General features: G+C 62.8%; 14 protein-coding genes, 4 tRNA genes and 1 pseudogene. 12 read left to right on the top strand and 7 right to left on the bottom strand.

All coding sequences use genetic code 11. The annotated features are described in order from the left end of the window. The first annotated feature begins 57 nt into the window (after positions 1-57). Positions 58-1,395, top strand: coding sequence for an MFS transporter (locus tag ACPW75_RS21045; RefSeq protein ID WP_024945907.1), 1,338 nt, complete (start codon positions 58-60; stop codon positions 1,393-1,395). A 67-nt stretch (positions 1,396-1,462) separates the two neighbouring features. Next, positions 1,463-2,542, top strand: a complete 1,080-nt coding sequence (gene pyk, locus ACPW75_RS21040) for a pyruvate kinase (RefSeq protein WP_077097162.1) — start codon at positions 1,463-1,465, stop codon at positions 2,540-2,542. 4 nt (positions 2,543-2,546) lie between these two features. Here the strand turns inward: pyk and ACPW75_RS21035 are convergent, their stop codons facing one another. From ACPW75_RS21035 to ACPW75_RS21010, 6 genes are all read right to left on the bottom strand, one after another. Then, complete coding sequence (locus tag ACPW75_RS21035; RefSeq protein WP_425904347.1) at positions 2,547-3,053, bottom strand: ricin-type beta-trefoil lectin domain protein; 507 nt, start codon at positions 3,051-3,053, stop codon at positions 2,547-2,549. Beyond that, positions 3,050-4,252, bottom strand: a complete 1,203-nt coding sequence (locus ACPW75_RS21030) for an ISL3-like element ISAeme19 family transposase (protein WP_084865641.1) — start codon at positions 4,250-4,252, stop codon at positions 3,050-3,052. The genes ACPW75_RS21035 and ACPW75_RS21030 overlap by 4 nt, the downstream gene beginning before the upstream one ends. Positions 4,253-4,553: 301 nt before the next feature. Then, a tRNA-Pro gene (locus ACPW75_RS21025) sits at positions 4,554-4,630 on the bottom strand. A gap of 72 nt (positions 4,631-4,702) precedes the next feature. Beyond that, positions 4,703-4,788 (bottom strand) — tRNA-Leu (locus tag ACPW75_RS21020). 20 nt (positions 4,789-4,808) lie between these two features. Further along, positions 4,809-4,884: transfer RNA gene (locus ACPW75_RS21015), tRNA-His, on the bottom strand. Positions 4,885-4,934: 50 nt separating this feature from the next. Then, positions 4,935-5,011 (bottom strand) — tRNA-Arg (locus ACPW75_RS21010). Positions 5,012-5,271: 260 nt separating this feature from the next. Here ACPW75_RS21010 and ACPW75_RS21005 point away from each other — a divergent pair. From ACPW75_RS21005 to ACPW75_RS20960, 10 genes and pseudogenes are all read left to right on the top strand, one after another. After that, positions 5,272-5,835, top strand: a pseudogene (locus tag ACPW75_RS21005) (TetR/AcrR family transcriptional regulator). A gap of 32 nt (positions 5,836-5,867) precedes the next feature. Further along, complete coding sequence (locus ACPW75_RS21000) at positions 5,868-6,974, top strand: efflux RND transporter periplasmic adaptor subunit (RefSeq protein ID WP_005307097.1); 1,107 nt, start codon at positions 5,868-5,870, stop codon at positions 6,972-6,974. 15 nt (positions 6,975-6,989) lie between these two features. Further along, positions 6,990-10,070, top strand: coding sequence for a multidrug efflux RND transporter permease subunit (locus tag ACPW75_RS20995; RefSeq protein WP_077097160.1), 3,081 nt, complete (start codon positions 6,990-6,992; stop codon positions 10,068-10,070). Positions 10,071-10,192: 122 nt separating this feature from the next. Beyond that, a complete protein-coding gene (locus tag ACPW75_RS20990) occupies positions 10,193-12,160 on the top strand; it encodes an ATP-binding protein (protein WP_275115643.1) in 1,968 nt (655 codons plus the stop codon). Between the two features lie 76 nt (positions 12,161-12,236). After that, positions 12,237-13,586: a glutathione-disulfide reductase gene (gene gorA, locus ACPW75_RS20985; protein WP_190283821.1), complete on the top strand. Its 1,350-nt coding sequence runs from the start codon at positions 12,237-12,239 to the stop codon at positions 13,584-13,586. Between the two features lie 442 nt (positions 13,587-14,028). After that, the gene (kdpA, locus tag ACPW75_RS20980; protein ID WP_041216162.1) at positions 14,029-15,711 is read left to right on the top strand and encodes a potassium-transporting ATPase subunit KdpA; all 1,683 of its coding nucleotides are present in this window, start codon (positions 14,029-14,031) and stop codon (positions 15,709-15,711) included. Between the two features lie 55 nt (positions 15,712-15,766). Beyond that, positions 15,767-17,824 carry a potassium-transporting ATPase subunit KdpB gene (kdpB, locus tag ACPW75_RS20975; RefSeq protein WP_024946250.1) on the top strand — a complete coding sequence of 686 codons (2,058 nt, stop codon included), beginning with the start codon at positions 15,767-15,769 and terminating at the stop codon, positions 17,822-17,824. 58 nt (positions 17,825-17,882) lie between these two features. Further along, positions 17,883-18,410, top strand: coding sequence for a potassium-transporting ATPase subunit C (locus tag ACPW75_RS20970; protein ID WP_077097156.1), 528 nt, complete (start codon positions 17,883-17,885; stop codon positions 18,408-18,410). A gap of 103 nt (positions 18,411-18,513) precedes the next feature. Next, positions 18,514-21,102: a sensor histidine kinase gene (locus ACPW75_RS20965; protein ID WP_017410498.1), complete on the top strand. Its 2,589-nt coding sequence runs from the start codon at positions 18,514-18,516 to the stop codon at positions 21,100-21,102. 30 nt (positions 21,103-21,132) lie between these two features. After that, a complete protein-coding gene (locus tag ACPW75_RS20960) occupies positions 21,133-21,816 on the top strand; it encodes a response regulator (protein ID WP_011704058.1) in 684 nt (227 codons plus the stop codon). Between the two features lie 4 nt (positions 21,817-21,820). On the opposite strand, the gene ACPW75_RS20955 is transcribed toward ACPW75_RS20960, so the two are convergent. Continuing rightward, complete coding sequence (locus ACPW75_RS20955; protein ID WP_077097154.1) at positions 21,821-22,948, bottom strand: multidrug effflux MFS transporter; 1,128 nt, start codon at positions 22,946-22,948, stop codon at positions 21,821-21,823. Positions 22,949-22,985: the final 37 nt, after the last annotated feature.

The following is a 22,985-nucleotide window of genomic DNA, read 5'->3' as shown; positions in this document are numbered from 1 at the left end:
CAGCCGCTATCAGAGCTCCCTCTGAAACCAAGCTGCCAAATATAAACGGAGAACCCCATGTTCAACTTTTTCAAGACGCGAGCCGACCTGCCGGTCATGGAAGCCTCGCCCGATAAAATCCGCTCCATTTACCGCAAGTACCAGTGGCAGGTCTTCCTAGGTCTGGTACTCGGTTACGCCATGTTCTATGTCGTGCGCATGAGCCTCAACGTGGTCAAGAAGCCCATGCTGGACTCCGGCGTGGTGACCCTGGAAGAGCTGGGGGTCATCGGCTCCGCCTTCCTGTTTACCTACGCCGTCGGCAAGTTCTCCAACGGTTTCCTCTCCGACTACGCCAACATAGGCCGCTTCATGTCGGTCTCGCTGGGGCTCTCGTCCATCTGCACCATCCTGATGGGCATGAACACCGCCACCTTCTTTCTGGTGCTGATGTGGGGCCTGAACGGCTGGTTCCAGTCCGTCGGGTCCGCCCCCTCCTGCGTCTCCATCTTCCAGTGGTTCTCCCCCAAGCAGCGGGGATCGGTCTACTCCATCTGGGGCGGCTCGCGCAACATAGGGGAAGGCATCTCCTGGATCCTGACCGCCACCATCGTCAGCTACTTCGGCTGGAAGGCCGGTTTCATCGGCGCCGGCATCGCCTCCCTGATCGCCGCCCTGTGCATGTATCTGGTGCTGAAAGATCGCCCGCAAACCTACGCCCTGCCGGAGCCGGCCGTCGCCTTTGGTGAAGCACCCGAGATTGCCAAGAAGGTGGACCCGGCCGAAATCCGCCGCGCCCAGCTGTTCGTGCTCAAGCAGCCCGCCGTCTGGCTCATCGCCGCCGCCTGCGCCTGCATGTACATGTCCCGCTACGCCATGAGCTCCTGGGCCGTGCTCTACCTGCAGGAGCAGAAGGGCTACAGCCTGATCGACGCCGGCTTCGCCATGTCGGCCTATCCCATCGCCGGTTTCCTCGGCGCCATTCTGGCCGGGATCATCTCCGACAAGCTGTTCAACGCCAACCGCCACATCCCGACCCTGCTCTACGGCTTGGCCAACGTGGCCGGCATGTGCCTGATGTTCTGGGGCCCGCAGAGCCGCATGATGGATGCCGTCGCCCTCGCCCTGATCGGTTATGCCATCGGCGGGCTAGTGGTCTTCCTCGCCGGTCTGACCGCCTGCGACCTGATGCCCAAGACCGCAGTGGGCGCCGTGAAGGGCTTCATCGGCCTCTGCTCCTACATCGCCGCCTCCATCCAGGAGCTGGTCTCCGCCGCCCTGATCAAGACCAGCGAGATCGACGGCGTCACCCACTACGACTTCAGCAGCGCCCAGTACTTCTGGCTCGGTGCCTCCGTGGTCTCCATGCTGCTCGCCATGACGGTGTGGAATGCCAAGAAAGTCGTCAACCACTGATCCCCGTTCAGCACAAGGGTGGCCCGTCGGCCACCCTTGTGCGTTTTCCTCGCAACAGGAGCATCCCATGCGCAAGACCAAAATCATCGCCACCCTGGGCCCGGCCAGCTCATCCGCCGCCATGGTGGAGCAGCTGATCCAGGCGGGAGCCAATGTATTCAGGCTGAACTTCTCCCACGGCAGTCCGGAGCAACACCTGGCCTTAGCGGCCAAGATCCGGGCCTGCGCCGCCCGCCTCGACCGCGAGATAGGCATCCTCGCCGACCTGCAGGGCCCCAAGATCCGCATCGCTAGCTTTGCCGACGGCAGCATCCAGCTGCAACCGGGCGACCCCTTTACCATTGATGCCTGCCTGGACAGCCACTTGGGCGATCAATCCCGGGTCGGTACCGACTATCCGGCGCTGGCCGGCGAACTGCAGACGGGCAACGTCGTGCTGCTGGATGACGGCCGCATCCAGCTCTGCGTGGAACAGGTGATCGACGAGCGCATCGAAACCCGGGTGCTGGTCGGCGGTACCCTGTCCAGCCGCAAGGGCATCAACGTGCTGGGCGGCGGTCTGAGCGCTCCGGCCCTGACCGACAAGGACAAGGCCGACATCCTGACGGCCCGCCTGCTCGAGGCCGACTATATCGCCGTCTCGTTTCCGCGCAGCGCCGCCGATCTCGAAGAGGCCAGAACCCTCATTCGTGCCAGCGGTAGCCGGGCGGCCATCGTGGCCAAGGTGGAACGGGCGGAGGTGGTGGTGTCAGTGGCCGCCATGGATGAGCTGATTCACGCCGCCGACCTCATCATGGTGGCGCGTGGGGATCTGGGGGTAGAGATTGGCGATGCCAGACTGCCCGGCGTGCAGAAGAGGTTGATCCGGCGCTGCCGGGCGCTCGGCCGCCCGGTCATCACCGCTACCCAGATGATGGAGTCCATGATTGCCAGCCTCATGCCCACCCGGGCCGAGGTCATGGATGTGGCCAACGCCGTCATGGATGGCAGCGATGCGGTGATGCTATCGGCCGAGTCGGCAACCGGCCGCTATCCGGTGGAAGCAGTCGCCGCCATGGCCCGCATCGCGCTGGCCGCCGAACAGGAGATGGAACCGGCAGGGCATGGCCTCGCGGCCAGCCACGGGGAGCTGGCCAGGCTGGCCTGACGCTCTACCAGATGAGGCTTTTCAGGTTCAGCTTGTCGAACATGCTGCCCTTGTTCTGCCATGCGAAGCTCTGGTTGGCCCCGCCGAAACAGTCGGCCAGCCGCAGCGGGGTGCCCGGCTTGTGACGACGGCCGGCCACATCCAGACAGCGGTCAGCCTTGCTGTTGAACAGCCGATCTTCCTGCCACTGCCATTGCCGGCTCTCATCCTGGCACTCGGCCATGGTCAGCTCGCTCACCCCTTTGGCCACCAGGCAACGCTGGTCAAGCTGCAAGGCACCGGCATCCCAGCTGAACTGCTGGCGAACAGTCTGGTCGCAAGGCTGGGTGATCAGCTGATTGTGGTCATTGAGGGCCACGCAGAATCCGGCATCGGTTACCAGCGCAGAGGTGGCAATACTCTGCATGGGGGCAGCCCCCATCAGGATCTCGTCGGGTTTGGGTTTGTATGAGCAGCCGCTGAGGGCCACGACAACCAGCGCCAGTGTACTGACGCGTAAAGAATGGTTCATCGCGGCTTTCCGGGGAAGGCCGCCTTGATTTTCAGAAAAAAGTATTCTGAGTCCCTAAATCCATATGCCATACGCTTTATCACTTTGATCTTGTTGTTCACCCCTTCCAGCACACTCGTGTGCATCGGGTAGTTTGCACTCGCCAGGATCCCCCGCATATATTTCGATAAATTTCGACCAAATCGTTGCAGCGGCGCTAGCCCGCTTTCCTTCACCTGCCGCATCCAGCTCCGCCATCGTCGCCATCCTTCCCACACGCTCGGCGCATACCAGATGCCCTTCAACGCCTCTTTCAGCACGTACACCATCGCCAGCGGTTGATTCGCCGCCAACAGCTCCTGCAACTTCACATCCTGTTTTTCACTCAGCTTCGCCCGATTACGTAGCAGCAACCAACGCGCACTTTTGACCACTTTTCGCGCCGGTTTATCGCTTTTCAGTGCATTCGCCTGCTCCACTCGCACCCGGTCCACCACCTCTCGGCCATAGCGAGCCACCACGTGGAACAGGTCGTAGACCACCTCCGCCTGCGGGCAGTGTTGCTTCACCTCCAGGTCGAACGCCGTGTTCATGTCCATCGCCACCGCCTCAATCTGCTGGCATCGCTCGCCGAGCTGCTCGAAGAAGGGACGGATAGCGGCCCGGCTGTTGCCGTGCCCCACCCACAGGACGCGGGTTCGCTCGGCATCCATGATCACGGTGGCATAGCGGTGTCCCTTGTGCAGGGCAAACTCATCCATCACCAGCCGCCGCACCTCCCCAAGTTCGATGGTGCCCACACTGGTCTGCAAACGGCGCTTGTCGATCTCCTTGATGGTGTGCCAACCGACCCCGGTGAGCTGGCTGACATGGCGGATGGGGAGGTACTGAACGAGCGCTTCAATCCAGCACTGCATGCGCCGGGTGAGGCGGGAGCCAGAGGGGAGCCAGTCGATATGTTCACTGACGCGACCACAGCGCAGACAGTCGACGCGGCGAACAGGCAGTTGTAACCAGACTTGTCGGTCAAATAGGTCTCGCTCACGCACCCGGCGGATACGTTGGTCGTGGATCAATGGCGTGGGTTGCAGGCATCGGCGACAACGGGGCAACAGGTCGGCGCGAGGCTCAAGGGTAAACAGGGTGTGATGGTTGGCAGAAAGCGCTTGGGCGATGACGGTATAACCTGGCCAGAAGGAGGCAATATCAATATGATGCACGGCGACAGCAGGGTGATGGTGGTGGTGTGTTTGGAGACAGCCAGTTTACCAGCACCCTGTCTGTCAACTTCCACTTCCCCAAGATCCCGCGAAGAACCTAAAGAATTTGGGTGCATATGACATGTTGGCCTGAATTGTGTTCAATAACGCCCACTTGCCGTGGGTCTGCATCCCAGCATACCCGAAGCGACAGCGAGAAAGTGCCAACAGAAATGTAAACAGACGTGACAGAAACCTGCGGCTACAGGCTGGCAGACGACAGAAAGCAAAAAACCCCGCCTGAGCGGGGTTTTTCAGAATGTGGTCGGTGATAAAGGATTCGAACCTTTGACCCTCTGGTCCCAAACCAGATGCGCTACCGGGCTGCGCTAATCACCGAGGCTTTAAAAAAGCTTTCTTTTCAAAACACAAAGACGACCATGAACGGTCATCCTCGTCATACAGCAAGTATGGTGCGAAGAGAGGGACTCGAACCCTCACACCCGGGGGGCACTAACACCTGAAGCTAGCGCGTCTACCAATTCCGCCACCTTCGCATACCTGACAAGCTGTAAAATGGGGTGGCTGATGGGGCTCGAACCCACGACAACCGGAATCACAATCCGGGACTCTACCAACTGAGCTACAGCCACCACAGCTGTTTTCGTTCTTCAACTCGCCCGCTTAACCGGCGCACTTTTGATGGTGCGCCCGACAGGATTCGAACCTGTGACCTCTGCCTCCGGAGGGCAGCGCTCTATCCAGCTGAGCTACGGGCGCTACGCTGTCGAACGGGGCGCAATATTAATGATGGGGACCCACCTTGTCTACTATTTTTTTATCCCTCAGAATCAACCGCTTGTTTTTCCATCGTTTCTGGCTTTTTTTAAGCGTTTTTGTTTCATTCAGGCTGGATCCAGCCCAGCTCCGCTACTTTTGGCTCCCCCCACATAGCAATCCGATGATGGGCAAAACTTGACTTGCCTCAAAGCCTCCCTAGAATGAATGAACGTTCATTCAGTCGTTGTGATCATCCAATCATGAACAAGAAAGAACGCATTTTCGATGCGGCTCATGAAGTACTCGGCGAACAGGGTTTCCACGGCCTCTCCATTGCCGTGGTGGCCAAGAAAGCCAGAGTGGCGGCAGGCACCATCTATCGCTATTTCAGCGACAAGGATGACCTCATCCGTCAACTCTATCGGCACACCATCCTCCAGTGTCATCCCCTGGTCATGGAAGGCGTGCAGACAGAGGAGGTATCGTTCGAATAATTTCGGCGGCTGTGGCTCAACATCCACGCCATCTTTGTCGACGAACCGAACGCGCTCAAATGCAAATTGCAGTATGAAACATCCCCGCTGGGAGCGGAGCTGGAGCAGGACCCGGTCATCCAGGCCGCCTGGGCCCCGCTGGATCGCTTCTACGAACGGGGGATAGAACAGGGCCTGTTTATCGACCTGCCCGTTCGGGTACTGCAGGTGCTGAGCCTGGACTGTGTGGCAAATCTGGCGTTTCAACGCCAGGTTCACCAATTCGAACTGACGCAAGAGCAGCTGGAAGCCGTGATCCGGGCCAGCTGGCGAGCCATTTTGACCCCTTAAACATTGCACTCATATCTCAGGAGCGAGAGTTCATGAAAAAGTGGATGAGCATCATGTTGCTCATCGCGCTGGCCCTGTTCGGCAGCGTGATTGGCTTCAACCTGTTCAAGCAAAAGATGATAGCCAACTACATGGCCAACATGCCGGAGCCCGAGTTCCCGGTCACCACCCACAAGGTGGAGACCCGTGACTGGGTACCGACCATCGAGGCGATCGGCTTCATCGAACCCAATCAGGGGGTGACCCTGTCGACCGAGCAGTCCGGTACCATCGACAGCATCTCCTTCGAATCCGGCGCCACCGTCAAGCTGGACCAGCTGCTGCTGAGCCTGGACGCCAGCGTCGAGAAGGCCAACCTGCGCGCCTCCATGGCCAAGCTGCCGGCGGCCAAGGCCAAGTACGAACGCTACCAGAACCTGTTTACCAAGGGTTCCATCTCCCGCGACCAGCTGGATGATGCCGAGGCGACCTATCGTTCCCTCGAGGCCGACATCGAGAGCCTGAAATCGACCATCGCCCGCCGCGAAGTGCGCGCACCGTTTGCCGGCGTGGTCGGCCTGCGCAACGTCTTCCTCGGTCAGTACCTGCAACCGGGCACCGACATAGTGCGGCTGGAAGACACCAGCGTGATGCGCCTGCGCTTCACCGTGCCGCAGACCGACATCTCCCGCATCAGCCTGAATCAGGAGATCCGGATCAACGTGGATGCCTACCCGAACCGCCAGTTCAAGGGTCACATCAGCGCCATCGAGCCGGCCGTCAACTACCAGAGCGGCCTGATCCAGGTGCAGGCGAACATCCCCAACAACGACGGCCTGCTGCGCTCCGGCATGTTTGCCCGCGCCAGCATCCTGCTGCCGGCCCAGAAGGACCAGATAGTGCTGCCGCAGACCGCCATCACCTTCACCCTGTACGGCGAGAACGTCTACCTGGTCAAGGAGCAGGACGGCGTGAAACGCGTCGAACAGGTGGTGGTCAAGGTGAGCGAGCGCAAGGGCAACGATGCCCACGTGGTCTCCGGCATCAAGGCGGGTGACGAAGTGGTCATGTCCGGCCAGGTACGCCTGAGCAACGGCGCCAAGGTAAAAATCGTGCAGGATCAGGGTCTGAAGGTTCCTGACCAGGCTCCCATGCTGTAAAACGCGGAGAGACAGATGCGCTTTACCGACATATTCATCAAACGGCCCATCCTGGCCATCTCGATCAGCTTTCTGATCGCGTTGCTGGGCTTGCAGGCCGTGTTCAAGATGCAGGTGCGCGAGTACCCCGAGATGACCAACACGGTCGTCACGGTCAGCACCAGCTATTACGGCGCGAGTGCCGACCTGATCCAGGGCTTCATCACCCAGCCGCTGGAACAGGCCATCGCCCAGGCGGACAACATCGACTTCATGACGTCGTCCACCCAGCTCGGCAGCTCCACCATCACCGCTTACATGAAGCTCAACACCGATCCCAACGCTGCCCTGTCCGACATTCTGGCCAAGGTCAACTCGGTACGTTCCCAGTTGCCCAAGGAGTCGGAAGACCCCTCGGTCACCATGTCCACCGGCTCCACCACGGCGGTGCTCTACATCGGCTTCACCAGCCCAGAGCTCAACGCCAGCCAGATCACCGACTACCTGGAGCGGGTCATCAAGCCCCAGCTCTTCACCGTCGGCGGCGTCTCCAAGGTCGACATGTACGGCGGTACCAAGTACGCCCTGCGGGTATGGCTGGATCCGGCCAAGATGGCGGCGTTCAACCTGACCGCCGCGGACGTGATGAACGTGCTCAACAGCAACAACTATCAGTCCGCCACCGGCCAGGCCACCGGCTACTTCACCCTCTACAACGGCAACGCCGAGACCCAGGTCAACACCACCGAGGAGCTCGAGCGCCTGGTGGTCTCCACACGTGACGGCAAGGTGATCCGCCTGGCCGACATCGCCAAGGTGACCCTGGAGAAGAGCCACGACACCTATCGCGCCACCGCCAACGGCCGCGAGGCCGTGGTACTGGCCATCAACGCGGCACCGACCGCCAACCCGATCAACATCGCCCACGACGTGCTGGAGATGCTGCCGAGCCTGAAGAGCAACATGCCGAGCACCATGGAGGCCAACGTCCTCTATGACTCGACCGTTGCCATCAACGAATCGATCAGCGAAGTCATCAAGACCATCGCCGAGGCGGCCGCCATCGTGCTGGTGGTGATCACCCTGTTCCTGGGTTCGTTCCGGGCGGTCATCATCCCGATTATCACCATTCCCCTCAGCCTGATCGGGGTGGTGATGGTGATGCAGATGTTCGGCTTCTCCATCAACCTGATGACCCTGCTGGCCATGGTGCTGGCCATCGGTCTGGTGGTGGATGACGCCATCGTGGTGCTGGAGAACGTGGATCGCCACGTCAAGGAGGGGGAAGAACCGTTCCGGGCCGCCATCATAGGCACCCGTGAAATCGCCGTGCCGGTCATCGCCATGACGGTCACCCTGGCCGCCGTGTATGCGCCGATCGCCCTGATGGGGGGCATCACCGGCTCCCTGTTCAAGGAGTTTGCCCTCACCCTGGCCGGCGCCGTGTTCGTGTCGGGCATCATAGCGCTGACCCTCTCGCCCATGATGTGCGCCAAGATGCTCAAGGCCAACGAGGAGCCGGGCAAGTTCGAGAGCAAGGTGCATCATCTGCTCGATCGCATGACGGTCCGCTACGATGCCATGCTGCACGCAGTGATGCAGAAGCGCATCGTGGTGGTGCTGTTCGCCGTCATCGTCTTCGCCAGCCTGCCGATGCTGTTCAAGTTCATTCCGAGCGAACTGGCACCGAACGAAGACAAGGGCGTCATGGCCGTGCTGGGTACCGCCCCCTCCAACGTCAACCTGGACTATATCCAGGGCACCATGGAACAGGTGAACAAGGTGCTGGACGAACAGCCGGAAGTGGCCTTCTCCCAGGTCTTCTCCGGGGTGTTCAACGCCAACCAGGCGTTCGGTATCGCCTCCATGGTGCCGTGGAGCCAGCGTGAAGCGAGCCAGAAAGAGGTGCTGGAACGGGTTGGCAAGCTGGTCGAGAACGTGCCCGGCATGTCCATCACCACCTTCCAGTTCCCGGAATTGCCGGGTGCCTCGAGCGGCCTGCCGATCCAGTTCGTCATCACCACGCCGAACAACTTCGAGAGCCTCTATCAGGTGGCGAGCGAGATCCTGACCGCAGCCCAGGGGAGCGGACGCTTCGTCTACTCCGAGCTGGACCTGCAGTACGACTCCGCCACCATGAAGATCAAGATCGACAAGGACAAGGCGGGTGCCTACGGCATCACCATGCAGGACATCGGCATTACCCTGGGCACCATGATGTCGGACGGTTACGTCAACCGGATCGACCTGGATGGCCGCTCCTACGAGGTGATCCCGCAGGTCGAGCGCAAATACCGCCTCAACCCCGAGTCGATCAAGGGTTACTACGTGCGGGCGGCCGATGGCCAGTCCATCCCGCTCGGCAGCCTGATCAGCATCGAGGTGGTCGGCGAACCGCGCGCCCTGCCCCACTTCAACCAGCTCAACTCGGCCACCATAGGTGCCGTGCTGATGCCGGGCACCACCATGGGCAACGCCATCGCCTGGCTGGATGCCACCGCCAGCGAGAAGCTGCCGCAAGGTTACCGTTACGACTACATGGGTGAAGCCCGCCAGTTCGTGACCGAAGGCAGCGCCCTGTACGCCACCTTCGCCCTGGCGCTGGCCATCATCTTCCTGGTGCTGGCGATCCAGTTCGAGTCGGCCCGCGACCCGCTGGTGATCATGGTCTCCGTGCCGCTGGCCATCAGTGGCGCACTGATCGCGCTGGCCTGGGGTGCCGCCACCATGAACATCTACTCCCAGGTGGGTCTGATCACCCTGGTCGGCCTGATTACCAAGCACGGTATCCTGATCTGCGAGGTGGCCAAGGAGGAGCAGCTGCTGCACGGTCGCAACCGGATGGAGGCCGTGATGGCCGCCGCCAAGGTGCGTCTACGCCCCATCCTGATGACCACGGCCGCCATGATCGCCGGTCTCATCCCGCTGCTCTATGCAACGGGGGCCGGGGCTGCCCAGCGCTTCAGCATCGGCATCGTGATCGTGGCCGGTCTGGCCATCGGCACCCTGTTCACCCTGTTCGTGCTGCCGGTGATCTACACCTACCTGGCCTCCGAACACAAACCGCTGCCGGTGTTTGACGAATCCATTCCGCCCAAGGCGAAAGGGAGTCATTAAAAACCGTTCTTAATCAACAAGGCCCCGTTTCGGGGCCTTGTTTTTATCACGCTAACGAAACACGACATAAGTGCATGAAGCAGTTAAACTAAATGGCAATATATCCAGACCGCAAGGACGCCATGTCAGGACTCTTCTCCAAGACCGCTAAGGCCGTCGGCCGTAACGGACTCTCATACCGCCTGCTCTCCTACATTCTGGTGTGCAGTACCGTATTGGCGATGATCATTACGGTGTTGCAGCTTGCCTGGGATTACCGCAAGGACGTGGCCGTGATCGAGGACAGCATCGGCCAGATCGAGGCCTCCTTCCTCCAGCCCATCGCGGCCAGTCTGTGGAACCTGGACGAAGAGCAGGTCAAGGTACAGATCGAAGGCATCATGAACCTGCCCAACATGCAGTTCGTGATGGTGAAGGAGATGCTCGGCAACTCGGAAGTGCCGCTGCTGACCCAGGGGGTGGAGCGGGAAAGCTACGACATCTCCCGCGAGTTCAACCTCACCTATCAGGGTGAAGTGGTGGGCAAGCTGTTCGTCGCCGCCTCCCTCGAGCAGATCTACCAGCGCCTGATCGAGAAATCGGTACTGATCATGGTCAGCCAGACCATCAAGACCCTGGTGGTCTCGTTCTGCATCCTGATCATCATCTACTACCTGGTGGTGCGGCACCTCAACCGCATCGCCAACTATGCCCAGAAGTTCAATCTGGACCGGCTGGCCATCGAGTTGACCCTGGAGGGGCGCCCCCTGCCCCGCAAGAAACCCGACGAGCTCGACACCCTGGTCGCCACCCTCAACCAGATGCGTACCCGGCTGAACGACGAATTTGCGGCGCGCCATCAGGCCGCCGAGCAGCTGCAACAGGAGCGTGACTTCTCCGCCACCCTGATCAACTCGGCCAACATGGTCATCTGCTGCATGGAGCCGGACCTCAACATCGCCAGCATCAACCCGGCGGCCATTCTGCTGACTGGCTACCACCAGCAGGAGATACTGCAGCACAACTGGCTGGATCTGTTCGTCAGCAAGGCCCAGCGCGATGAGCTGGCGGCCATCCTGGCCGATCACGGTTCCATCGAGGACAAAGAGGTCATCATGCATGACCAGCAGGGCCACGAGCTGGTACTGCAGTGGACCTTCGCCCCCTTCTACGAGGGGCCCAACCTCAAGTATCTGATCGGCTTTGGCTACGACATCACCCGCCTCAAGAAGGTGGAGCGGGAGATCATCCAGCTCAACGAACAGCTGGAGGGCAAGGTGGTGGAGCGTACCCGCAGCCTGAGCGATGCCAACGACCAGCTGGGCAAGGCCTACGACGATCTGAAACAAGCCCAGCAGACCCTGGTGGATTCGGAGAAGATGGCCTCCCTCGGTTCGCTGGTGGCCGGCGTGGCCCACGAGATCAACACCCCCATCGGCATCAGCGTGACTGCCTCCTCCTACCTGCAGGAGCGGGTGGCCGACTTCAAGCAGCACATCGACTCCAAGCAGCTGTCGCGCTCCTATCTCACCGAATTTACCGTCAACCTCGACGAGTCCATGCAGCTGCTGCAGGGCAACCTGCGCCGCGCTTCGGAGCTCATCGCCAGCTTCAAGCAGGTGGCGGTGGATCAGTCGTCCGAGGCTCGCTACAACTTCAGCCTCGCCGACAACCTGCACCAGGTGGTGGTCTCCCTCGGTCACAAGTTGAAGAAGGCCCAGTGCGAGGTGGATATCCAGTGCGATCCCAAGCTGTCGATCTTCTCCTTCCCCGGCAGCTTCACCCAGATCTATTCGAACCTGATCCTCAACTCCATCAACCATGGCTTCGACAACTGGGACAAGCCCAAGAAGATCACCATCAAGGTGGAACAGCAGGGTGAAGAGCTGCTGATCGACTACAGCGACAACGGCCGCGGCATCCCGCCCGAGATCTTGCCGCGCATCTTCGACCCCTTTGTCACCTCCAAGCGGGGCCAGGGCGGCAGCGGGCTCGGCACCCACATCATCTACAACCTGGTGGTGCAGCTGCTGCGCGGTCGCATCAACTGCGTCAGCGAGCCGGACAACGGCGCCCAGTTCCATATTCGCCTGCCGATCCAACATAACTGAACGCTGGCTCTTGTGAGCCAGCCGCTTTATCCCCATCATGCTGTGATTGCATTCTTAATGAGCGGAGAACCTCGCAATGGCACAGCATTTTGACTATATCGCCATCGGCGGCGGCAGCGGCGGCATCGCCTCGGCCAACCGGGCTGCCATGTACGGTAAGAAAGTTGCCCTGATTGAAGCCAAAGAGTTGGGTGGAACCTGCGTCAACGTCGGCTGCGTGCCGAAGAAGGCCATGTGGTATGCCGGCCAGATCGCCGATGCCCTGAAATATGGCGCCGACTACGGCTTCGACACCACCCTCAACCACTTCAACTGGGCCAAGCTGGTCGAGTCCCGCCAGGCCTACATCGGCCGCATTCATCAGTCCTACCAGAACGTGCTGGGCAAGAACCAGATCACCGTCATCAAGGGCTTCGCCCGCTTCGTCAGCAGCAACACCATCGAAGTGAATGGCGAGCAGTACAGCGCCGATCACATCCTGATCGCCACCGGCGGCCGCCCTGAAGTGCCGGCCATCCCGGGTGCAGAGCTGGGCATCGACTCCGACGGCTTCTTCGAGCTGCAGAGCCAGCCCAAGCGGGTTGCCGTGGTAGGGGCCGGCTATATCGCGGTAGAGATCGCCGGCGTGATGCAGGCGCTCGGCTCCGAGACCCACCTGGTGGTGCGCAAACATGCGCCGCTGCGCAACTTCGACCCCATGATCCACGAGACTCTGGTCGAAATCATGGCGCAGGAAGGGCCCAAGCTGCACACCCACGCCATTCCGAAAGCCGTGGTCAAGAACGCCGATGAGAGCCTGACCCTGCAACTGGAAGATGGTCGCCACCTCACCGTCGACTGCCTGATCTGGGCCATCGGCCGCGTCCCGGCCACCGACAACCTCAATCTGGCCGCCGCCGGTATCGAGTTGGACGAGAAGGGCTTTATCCCGACCGACAAGTTCCAGAACACCGCCGTCGCCAACCTCTATGCCGTCGGTGACAACACTGGCCGCATCCAGCTCACCCCGGTGGCTGTCGCGGCGGGCCGCCGCCTCTCCGAGCGGCTGTTCAACAACAAGCCGAACGAGCACCTCAACTACGATCTGGTGCCAACCGTGGTGTTCAGCCACCCCCCCATCGGCACCATCGGCCTGACCGAGCCGGAAGCCGTTGCCGAATACGGTGAAGATCAGATCAAGGTCTACCGCAGCCAGTTCACCGCCATGTACTCGGCGCTGACCCTGCATCGCCAGCCCACCCGGATGAAACTGGTCTGTGTCGGGCCGGAAGAGAAGGTGGTCGGCCTGCACGGCATCGGCTTTGCGATGGACGAGATCCTGCAAGGCTTCGGCGTCGCCATGAAGATGGGCGCCACCAAGGCGGACTTCGACAACTGCGTCGCCATCCATCCGACCAGCGCGGAAGAGTTTGTGACTATGCGCTGATGGCCGTGTGAGGGGAGAAACTCGAGGATTGTCTCGACAACTGCGTTCTCCCTCTTCATCCGACCAGCGCAGAAGAGTTTGTGACGATGCGATAAGCATGTTTGAAGCTGGCCTGTCACTATCAGACCAGCCTCAGTCAATTGCTACCAAACCCGGCCTAAGCCGGGTTTTTTGATCGCGCCCCACCCATCCCACTGCCCATCCCTTCATTTTTACGCCGATTTTACGCCAGCCAAATCGGGCTTTATGGCGCCTTTACGCCCGTTTTACATACCCTTTCAGCGTCAATAAGACCTATGGGATCGACACGGATATGCATCGATCCCTGACGCTAATTACCTCAACGGAGTCGTTATGAATTGGCTATATCTGCTGCTGGTCCTCGCCCTCGCGGGTTATCTGCTGTGCGCCCTCGCGCGCACCCATGAGTGAGGAACCGGATATGTGGCAAGAGATCATCTATCCCGTCGCGTTCGTGCTGCTGGTGCTGCTGCCGGCGCCTCTGCTTGGCAACTACCTGTATCGGGTATTTGAAGGCAAGAGTCGCTGGCTGGCCCCGCTTGAGCGCGCCACCCTGGCCTGCTGCGGCACGGACGGGCGCGAGCAGGACTGGAAGTCCTACGCCCTCAGCCTGCTGGCCTTCAACGGCGCCGGCTTCGGCCTGCTGTTCCTGATCCTGCTGGCGCAGGGGCTGCTGCCCCTCAACCCGCAGCAGCTGCCCGGGCTGAACTGGCAACTCGCCTTCAACACCGCGGTCAGCTTCATGACCAACACCAACTGGCAGGCCTACTCCGGCGAAGCCAGCCTCTCCTACTTCAGCCAGATGGTGGGGCTCACCACCCAGAACTTCGTCTCCGCCGCCACCGGCGCTGCCGTCGCCATCGCCCTGTTTCGCGGCATCGCCCGCCAGCAGACCACCCACCTCGGCAACTTCTGGCAGGATCTGGTGCGTTTCTGTCTCTACGTGCTGCTGCCGATGGCGCTGATCCTGGCGCTGCTGCTGGTCTGGCAGGGGGTGCCCCAGAGCCTGTCGGCCTACCTGCCGTTCCACGCGCTGGAAGGCCAGGAGCAGCTGCTGCCGCTCGGCCCGGCCGCCTCCCAGATCGCCATCAAGCAGCTCGGCTCCAACGGCGGCGGCTTCTTCGGCATCAACTCGGCCCATCCGTTCGAGAACCCCACCGCCCTCTCCAACTGGCTGGAGATGGTCGCCCTGCTGACGCTGGCCGCCGCCATGGTCTGCACCCTGGGTCGCTACGTGAAGGATCTGGCTCACAGTCGCGCCATCCTCATCGCCATGACCATCATGCTGGTGCTGGGGCTCTGCCTCGCCATCGGTCAGGAGCTGAAACCGGATCCGGCCCTCGCCCACCTCACCAGCGAAGCCGGCAACTGGGAAGGCAAGGAGAGCCGCTTCGGCCCCGTGCTGTCCAGCATCTGGGAAGTGGCCACCACCGCCGCCTCCAACGGCTCGGTCAACGCCATGCACGACAGCTTCGCCCCGCTCGCCGGCATGGTCGCCATGATCAACATGCTGCTGGGTGAAGTGGTGTTCGGCGGCGTCGGGGCCGGCATCTACGGCATGATGCTGTTCGTGCTGCTGACCGTGTTCCTGTGCGGCCTGATGGTGGGGCGCACCCCCACCTATCTGGGCAAGCGGCTCGGCATCACCGAGATGAAATGGGTGGTCGCCAGCATGCTGGTGATGCCGGTCGGGGTATTGGTGATCGGCGGTATTACCCTGCTGATGCCGGACTCCGCCACCGTCATCGGTCACGACGGCCCCCACGGTCTGTCACGGCTGATCTATGCCTACGCCTCGGCCGCCGGCAACAACGGCTCCGCCTTCGCCGGCTTTGCCGCAGCCGACAGCTGGCAGTGCATCGCCATCGGGCTGGCCATGCTGCTCGGCCGCTTCGGCTACATCATTCCGGTGCTGGCCATCGCCGGCCAGCTGGCCCGTGCCCCGCGCCAGGAGCGAAGCGAGGGGGACTTCCCCGTCAGCGGCCCGCTCTTCATCACCCTGCTGATCGTCACCGTGCTGCTGATGGGGGGTCTCTCCTTCCTGCCGGTACTGGCGCTGGGCCCGGTGGCGGAACACCTGAGCCTGCTGGGAGGTGCCTTCTGATGCTGCACATCCGACTGATCTGCGTGACCAACTATTCGATGCAGGGAGCTTTCCAATGAGCAAGTCCGCTTCAATGAGCACCGACACCATTCAGGTGAAGGGCAAGAAACAGAAATCACAGATCCTGCAGGCCATGGTGGAAGCCCTCTATCGCTTCAACCCCAGGGCGCTGTTTGGCAGCCCCATCCTGTTCACCCTCTGGCTGGCGGCCGTGATGGCGACCCTGGAGTCGCTGCTGGGGCAGCCGCTCTCCGGCGTTGCCCCATCGCTGGCCTGGCAGCTGACCGCCTGGCTCTGGCTCACCCTCTGGTTTGCCAACTTCGCCGAGACCCTGGCCGAGGGGCGTGGCAAGGCGCGGGCCGACAGCCTGAAGGCCGGCATGAGCCAGCTCAAGGCTCGTCGGGTCACCAGCCCACAGGATGACAAGGGCGAATGGGTACCGGCCACCAGCCTGCTCAAGGGCGATCTGGTGCTGGTGCGCAGCGGCGAGATGATCCCGGCCGACGGCGAAGTGGTCGCCGGCATCGCCTCGGTCAACGAGGCGGCCATCACCGGCGAATCCGCCCCCGTCATCCGCGAGTCCGGCACCGACCGCAGCGGCGTGACCGGCAACACCACCGTCGTCTCCGACCAGATCTGGGTGCACATCAGCAACAACCCGGGCGAAAGCACGCTGGATCGCATGATTGCGCTGGTGGAAGGAGCCAAGCGGCAGAAGACCCCCAACGAGATGGCGCTGGATGCCCTGCTGGTGGGGCTGACCCTGATCTTCCTGCTGGTGGTGGCCACCCTGCCCTGGTTCCTCGACTACAACGGCACCCAGGTGCCCCGACTCTATCTGCTGGCGCTGTTCATCACCCTGATCCCGACCACCATCGGCGGTCTGCTCTCCGCCATCGGCATCGCCGGCATGGACCGGCTGGTGAAGCTCAACGTGATCGCCAAGTCGGGCCGGGCGGTGGAGGCCGCCGGCGACGTGCGCACCCTGCTGCTGGACAAGACCGGCACCATCACCTTCGGCAACCGGATGGCGGACGAGCTGATCCCGGCCCCCGGCGTGGACCCCTCCCTGCTGGCCCAGGCCGCCATGCTGGCCTCGCTCGGTGACAACACGCCGGAGGGCAAATCCATCCTGACCCTGGCGGGCAAGAGCCACACCAGACCGAGCCAGCTGGAGAGCGACATCCTCATCCCCTTCAGCGCCGAGACCCGGCTGAGCGGGCTGGATCGCAACGGCCATCACTATCGCAAGGGGGCGGTGGATGCGGTGCTGCGCTACCTCTCGCTCGATCGCAAGGCGGTGCCCGAGCTCATCCTCAAATCGGTGGACAACATCGCCCGCCAGGGCGGCACCCCGCTGCTGGTCTGTACCCACGAGAAGCTGCTGGGAGTGGTGTTCCTCAAGGACATCATCAAGCCGGGCATCAAGGCCCGCTTCCAGATCCTGCGCCACATGGGGATCCGCACCGTGATGATCACCGGTGACAACCCGCTAACCGCCGCCGCCATCGCCGCCGAGGCCGGGGTGGATGACTTCATCGCCGAGGCGACACCGGAGAAGAAGCTGGCCTACATCCGTCAGGAGCAGGCCGACGGCCGGCTGGTCGCCATGTGCGGGGACGGCGCCAACGACGCACCGGCGCTGGCCCAGGCCGATGTGGGGCTGGCCATGAACGAGGGGACCCAGGCCGCCAAGGAGGCGGGCAACCTGGTGGATCTCGACTCCAACCCCACCAAGCTGCTGGACGTGGTGCTGGTGGGCAAGCAGCTGCTGGTGACCCGCGGCGCCCTGACCACCTTCTCCATCGCCAACGACGTGGCCAAGTATTTCGCCATCCTGCCGGCCCTGTTCATCGCCGCCTATCCGCAGCTGGGAGTGCTGAATCTGATGCAGCTGGGCAGCCCCGAGAGCGCCATCCTGTCGGCCATCATCTTCAATGCCCTGATCATCGTCGCGCTGGTGCCGCTGGCCCTGCGCGGGGTCAGCCTGCAGGGCTCGGCCGCCAGCCTGCTGCGCCGCAACCTGCTGATCTACGGCGTCGGCGGCCTGATAGTGCCTTTCATAGGTATCAAGTTGATCGACCTGGTCATCACCGGCCTGGGGCTGGTGTAACTACATAGCGGGGTGCAGGCATGGCTTGTACCCCATCAATCTTTTGGAGCAAAGAAACATGATCGCAATCAGAACCCTGCTGACCCTGACCCTGCTGCTGGGGGTAGCGTATCCGCTGGCAGTCACCGGGCTGGCCCAGCTGCTCTTCCCCTGGCAGGCCAACGGCAGCCTGCTCACCAACGCCAAACAGCAGGTGGTCGGCAGCGCCCTGCTGGCACAGAAGTTCGAGCGGGCCGACTACTTCCACTCCCGCCCCTCCGCCAGCGACTTCGCCACCATAGGCGGAGGTGCCAGCAACCTAGGGATGAGCTCGCCGCTGCGGGCCGAGTTTGCCGCTGCGGCGGCCAGGGCGCAGCCGGAAGCCAGGGTCCCCGCCCTGCTGACCCGCTCCGCCTCCGGCCTCGATCCCCATCTGCCGATCGATGCAGCCCTGGCTCAGGTAGAGCGGGTCGCCGGGCAACGCGGGCTGGATCCCGTTCAGCTGACGGAGCAGGTCAAGTCGGCGGCACAAGCTGGTATCCTTGGCCCGCAGGTGGTCAACATTCTCCAGTTGAACCTGCAACTCGATCATCAAAAGGGCGCCTGAGGGCGCTCCTTGCCGTTCGGGACAGGCTCCCTTTCGACAACGGGGACAAGCATGAGCAATGAGGTCACGGCCGCGGTTCGGCCGATGCAACGGGAGCACGGGGATGCGTGATGAGGTGAGGGCGGACGCCCTGCTGGCGAGCCTGGAACAGGAGCACAGGGGCAAGCTGAAGGTGTTTCTCGGTGCCGCCCCCGGCGTCGGCAAGACCTACGCCATGCTGCAGGCGGTGCGGGAACAGGCCAAGGAGGGGGTCGACATCCTGATCGGGGTGGTGGAGACCCACGGCCGCCAGGAGACCCTGGCCCTGCTCGACAAGCTCGCCATCCAGCCGCGCAAGCTGCACCTGCACCGCCAGCAGCGGCTGGAGGAGATGGATCTGGACGGCCTGCTGGCCCGCAAGCCCGCCATCGCCGTGGTGGACGAGCTGGCCCACAGCAACGCCCCCGGCAGCCGCCACGAGAAGCGCTGGCAGGATGTGGAGGAGTTGCTGGGCGCCGGCATCGACGTCTACACCACCCTCAACGTGCAGCACCTGGAAAGCCTCAACGATCTGGTGTGGCAGCTGACCGGGGTCAGGGTCAAGGAGACCCTGCCGGATCAGGTGCTGCTGGAAGCCGACAGCCTGGTGCTGATCGACCTCCCCCCCAAGGAGCTGCTCGGCCGCCTCAAGGAGGGCAAGGTCTATGTGCCCCATCAGGCCAAGGCCGCCCTGCAGTCCTTCTTCTCCCTCAACAACCTGACAGCCCTGCGCGAGCTGGCGATGCAGACCGCCGCCAGCCACGTTGAGGGGGATCTGCAACTGCAGTGGCAGGCGGCCGGCAAGACCACTCTGCCGCTGCGGGGCAAGCTGATGGTCTGCCTCGGCGATCAGCACGGCGCCGCCCTGGTGCGCTACGGTCACCGCTTCGCCCAGCGCCGCCAGCTGCCCTGGCTGGTGGTGCACATCGACAGCAAGGGGCAGCGTTCGGTCGAGCTGGAGCAGGCACTGGCGCTCGCTTCCCAGCTGGGGGCCAAGGTGCTGACCCTCTCCAGCCCGGCGGTGGCCGACACCCTGCTGGAGACCGCCGAGCAGCAGCAGGTGTCGCAACTGCTGCTGGGCAAACCCCACAAGGCCCCCTGGCGTCGCTCGCTGGTGCAACACCTGCTCAAGCAGGCGCAAGGACTCGAGATCACGCTGGTGGATACCGAGAAGCGCAAGCCCAGCCTGGGCTTGCAGCCGCTCCACCCCAAGGACATTCGCCAGAGCCTGCTGGCGGTGGCCATCATGGGGACCACCTCGGCCGCCGTCTGGGGCCTCTCCCACTGGCTGCCGCCCGCCTCCCTGCCCATGCTGTTCGTGCTGGGGGTGCTGGCCACCGCGCTCACCACCAGCCTGATGCCCGCCATCCTGGCCGCCGTACTGGGCTTCGTCGGCCACAATCTGCTGTTCACCGCCCCCTACTTCTCTTTGAGCGTGGCCAGCCACAGCGATCTGCTCACCCTGTTCGTGCTGCTGATCGTCGGCATCACGGCCGGGCGGCTCGCCTCCCGTCAGCGCCAACAGCTGATCGGCCTGCGCGAGACCCAGCAACTGGGCAATGCCCTGCTGTCGCTGAGCCAGGGGCTGGCCACCGCCAGCAGCCCGGAAGAGGTGCTCAGACAGGGATCCCAGGCCATCTCGCTGGCGCTGGGCCAGCCGGTGTTCGCCCTCGATCAGCACTACCAGCACAGGGCCGGCTCGACCCAGCACAAGCCGGGGCAGACCGACAAGGCGGCCATCGACTGGTGTCTGGCCCAGAAACAGAGCGCCGGCGCCCACACCGCCACCCTCAACGCGGCCGAGGCCCAGTACCACCACCTCAGCGATGAACTGGTGCTGGGGATAGTGCTGGCCAATCCGCTCGCCTCTTCGGCCGAGCATCAGCTGCAGGCCCTGCTCACCGATATCCGCGCCGCGCTGGCCCGGATCGATCTCAACGAACGGCTGGCCGACAGCCAGCTGCAGGCGGAGACCGACCGGATGCGCGCCGCCCTGCTCTCCTCGGTCTCCCACGATCTGAAGACGCCGCTGGCTACCATCATGGGGGCCGGCAGCACCCTGCTGGAATATGGTGACCGGATCAGCAGCGAAGACCGTAGCGAGCTGCTGCACTCGGTGCAGGACGAGGCGCGCCGCCTGCACAGCTATGTGCAGAACCTGCTGGACATGACCCGCATCGGCTCGCCGGATTTCCAGCTGAAACGGGACTGGGTCGACCTGGCGGATCTGGTGGAGAACGCCCGCCGCCGGCTCGACTCCTCCTGGCGCCAGCACAAGCTGCTGGTGCACTTCGATCAGCAGATCCCCCGCCTCTATGTGCACGGTGCCCTGATCGAGCAGGTGCTGGTCAACATCCTCGACAACGCCTCCCGCTACTCGCCGGCCGGCACCCCCATCGAGTTCAAGGTGATGCTGGCGGACCCCGATCTCATCCTCGACATCATTGACATCGGGGTCGGCATCGCCGAGTCGGATCGGGACAAGATCTTCAATCTGTTCTACACCCAGCCGGTCGGCGACTGCGGCAGCCGCGGCACCGGGCTTGGCCTCGCCATTTCCCGCGCTATGATAGAGGCCCACGGTGGCCGCATCTGGGCATTTTCCGGCCCCAACGGCAACGGCACCTGCATGCGCATCTCCCTGCCGCTGGCTCTCAATGCAGCCGCGGCCTGAACATTTTTACTCTATCCAGCTGGAGGCTGAATGGCTCACATACTGGTCATCGACGACGAGGCGGCCATCCGCCGTTTTTTGCGGATCAGCCTGATCGCCGAGGGGCATCAGGTGAGCGAGGCGGTCGGCGTCAACGAGGGGCTGGCGCAGTATCGCCACCTCAATCCCGATCTGGTGATCCTGGACCTCGGCCTGCCGGACGGAGACGGCATTCAGGTGTTGCAGGCCATTCGCGAGCACCATCAGCACCCGGTACTGGTGCTGTCGGCGCGGGATTCGGAACAGGAGAAGGTGCGACTGCTGGATGCGGGCGCCAACGACTACATGAGCAAGCCGTTCGGCATCGGCGAGATGATGGCTCGCATCCGGGTGCTGCTGCGCCAGCGGGCCGGGGTCAGCAGCGGCGAGCAGCGCCACTTCCCCCAGTGCGGGCTGACCCTGGACAGCAGCAGCCACAGGGTCACCCTGGGGGAAGAAGAGGTGCCCCTCTCCCGCAAGGAGTTCGCCCTGCTGCAGGCACTGGTGTGCCACCCCGGCAAGCTGGTGCTGCAGACCCAGCTGCTCAACGACATCTGGGGGCCGAGCCACAAGGAAGACACCCACTACCTGCGCATCGTCATCGCCAGCCTGCGCAAGAAGCTGGGAGATAATCCCCAGCAACCCACGCTGATCGAAACTGAATCCGGCATCGGTTACCGCTTTATCGGCAGCTGATGTTTCACGTGGAACGACGCCAACCACAGCACAGTGCCAACAGACCGCAGCCGCCGAGCAGCAGACCGAGATCCTGCAAACTGGCGGCAACCGCCAACCCCAGGCTGAGCAACAGGTAGTAACCGAGCCCGAACAGGGCACCGGCACTGCCTGCCACCTCCCGATAGGCCAGCAGCGCCTGGCTCAGCACATTGGGGATCGCCAGCCCGAACGCCACTACCACCCCCATCATGGGCAGCAGGAACCAGAGCGAAGTCTGACTGGCCCACACCAGCCAGCCGGACCCCAGCGCCAACGCGGCAGCAAGCCGGATCAGCGAGGAAGGCGACCAGCCACGCCCCAGCAGGCGCTTGTTGAGCAGGCTGCCCCCCAGGGTCGCCAGCGCCAGCAAGATGCCGGAGTAACCGAACTCGCCCGCACTCAACCCCAGCCCGGCAAACAGGAAGGGAGCCAGGCTGTAGTAGCCAAACAGCATGGTGTTGAACAGCGCCACCAGTGCGGCGCTGCGCCACAAGGCTGCATCACGCACCATCCGTTGTGCCAGCGGCCAGAGCGCTGCCCGCTGGGTGATGGCCGGCCGGGTTTCCGGCAGTTGCCAGCAAGTGACCAGCAGCAATCCGGCGGCCAATACCAGCAGTGCACTGAATACCCCGAGATAGCCGAACCCGCTCGCCAGCTGGCCGCCGCTCACCAGCCCCAGCACCGGACTGAGGGAGAGCGCGATGCCCATCACCGAAAAAACCCGCGCCAGATCGCTGCCCTGATAGCTGTCGCGCAGCATGGTCTGGGTCACCACGGAGCCCACGGCGGCGCCGAAGGCCGCAATGACCCTGGCCAGCAGCAGGGTTTCAAATTGAGTGGCCAGCAATGCCAGCAGAGTGCCGGTGCCATAGGTCATCAGCCCCGCCAGCATGGCGGGACGCCGCCCGACCAGATCGCACAGTCGGCCCCAGCAGACCACGCCCGCAGCAAACGCCAGAAAATAGACCGACAGGGTCTGGGATGCCTGCCCCTCGCTCACCCGAAACTGGCTGGCGATATGGGTCAGCACCGGGCTGTAGATGGTCTCCACTATCTGCGGAAACATCATCAATCCGACCACCAGCCAGAGCGGTGGCAACTTGTTGTTCATGACAAACCTCCTTCACAAGAGGCCGTCATTCTAGAGT

This window comes from Aeromonas sp. FL131, from assembly GCF_049860615.1.
Taxonomy (GTDB): domain Bacteria; phylum Pseudomonadota; class Gammaproteobacteria; order Enterobacterales; family Aeromonadaceae; genus Aeromonas; species Aeromonas hydrophila.
The sequence above is the reverse complement of the archived record's forward strand: the minus strand, read 5'-3'. Positions and strand labels throughout refer to the sequence as shown.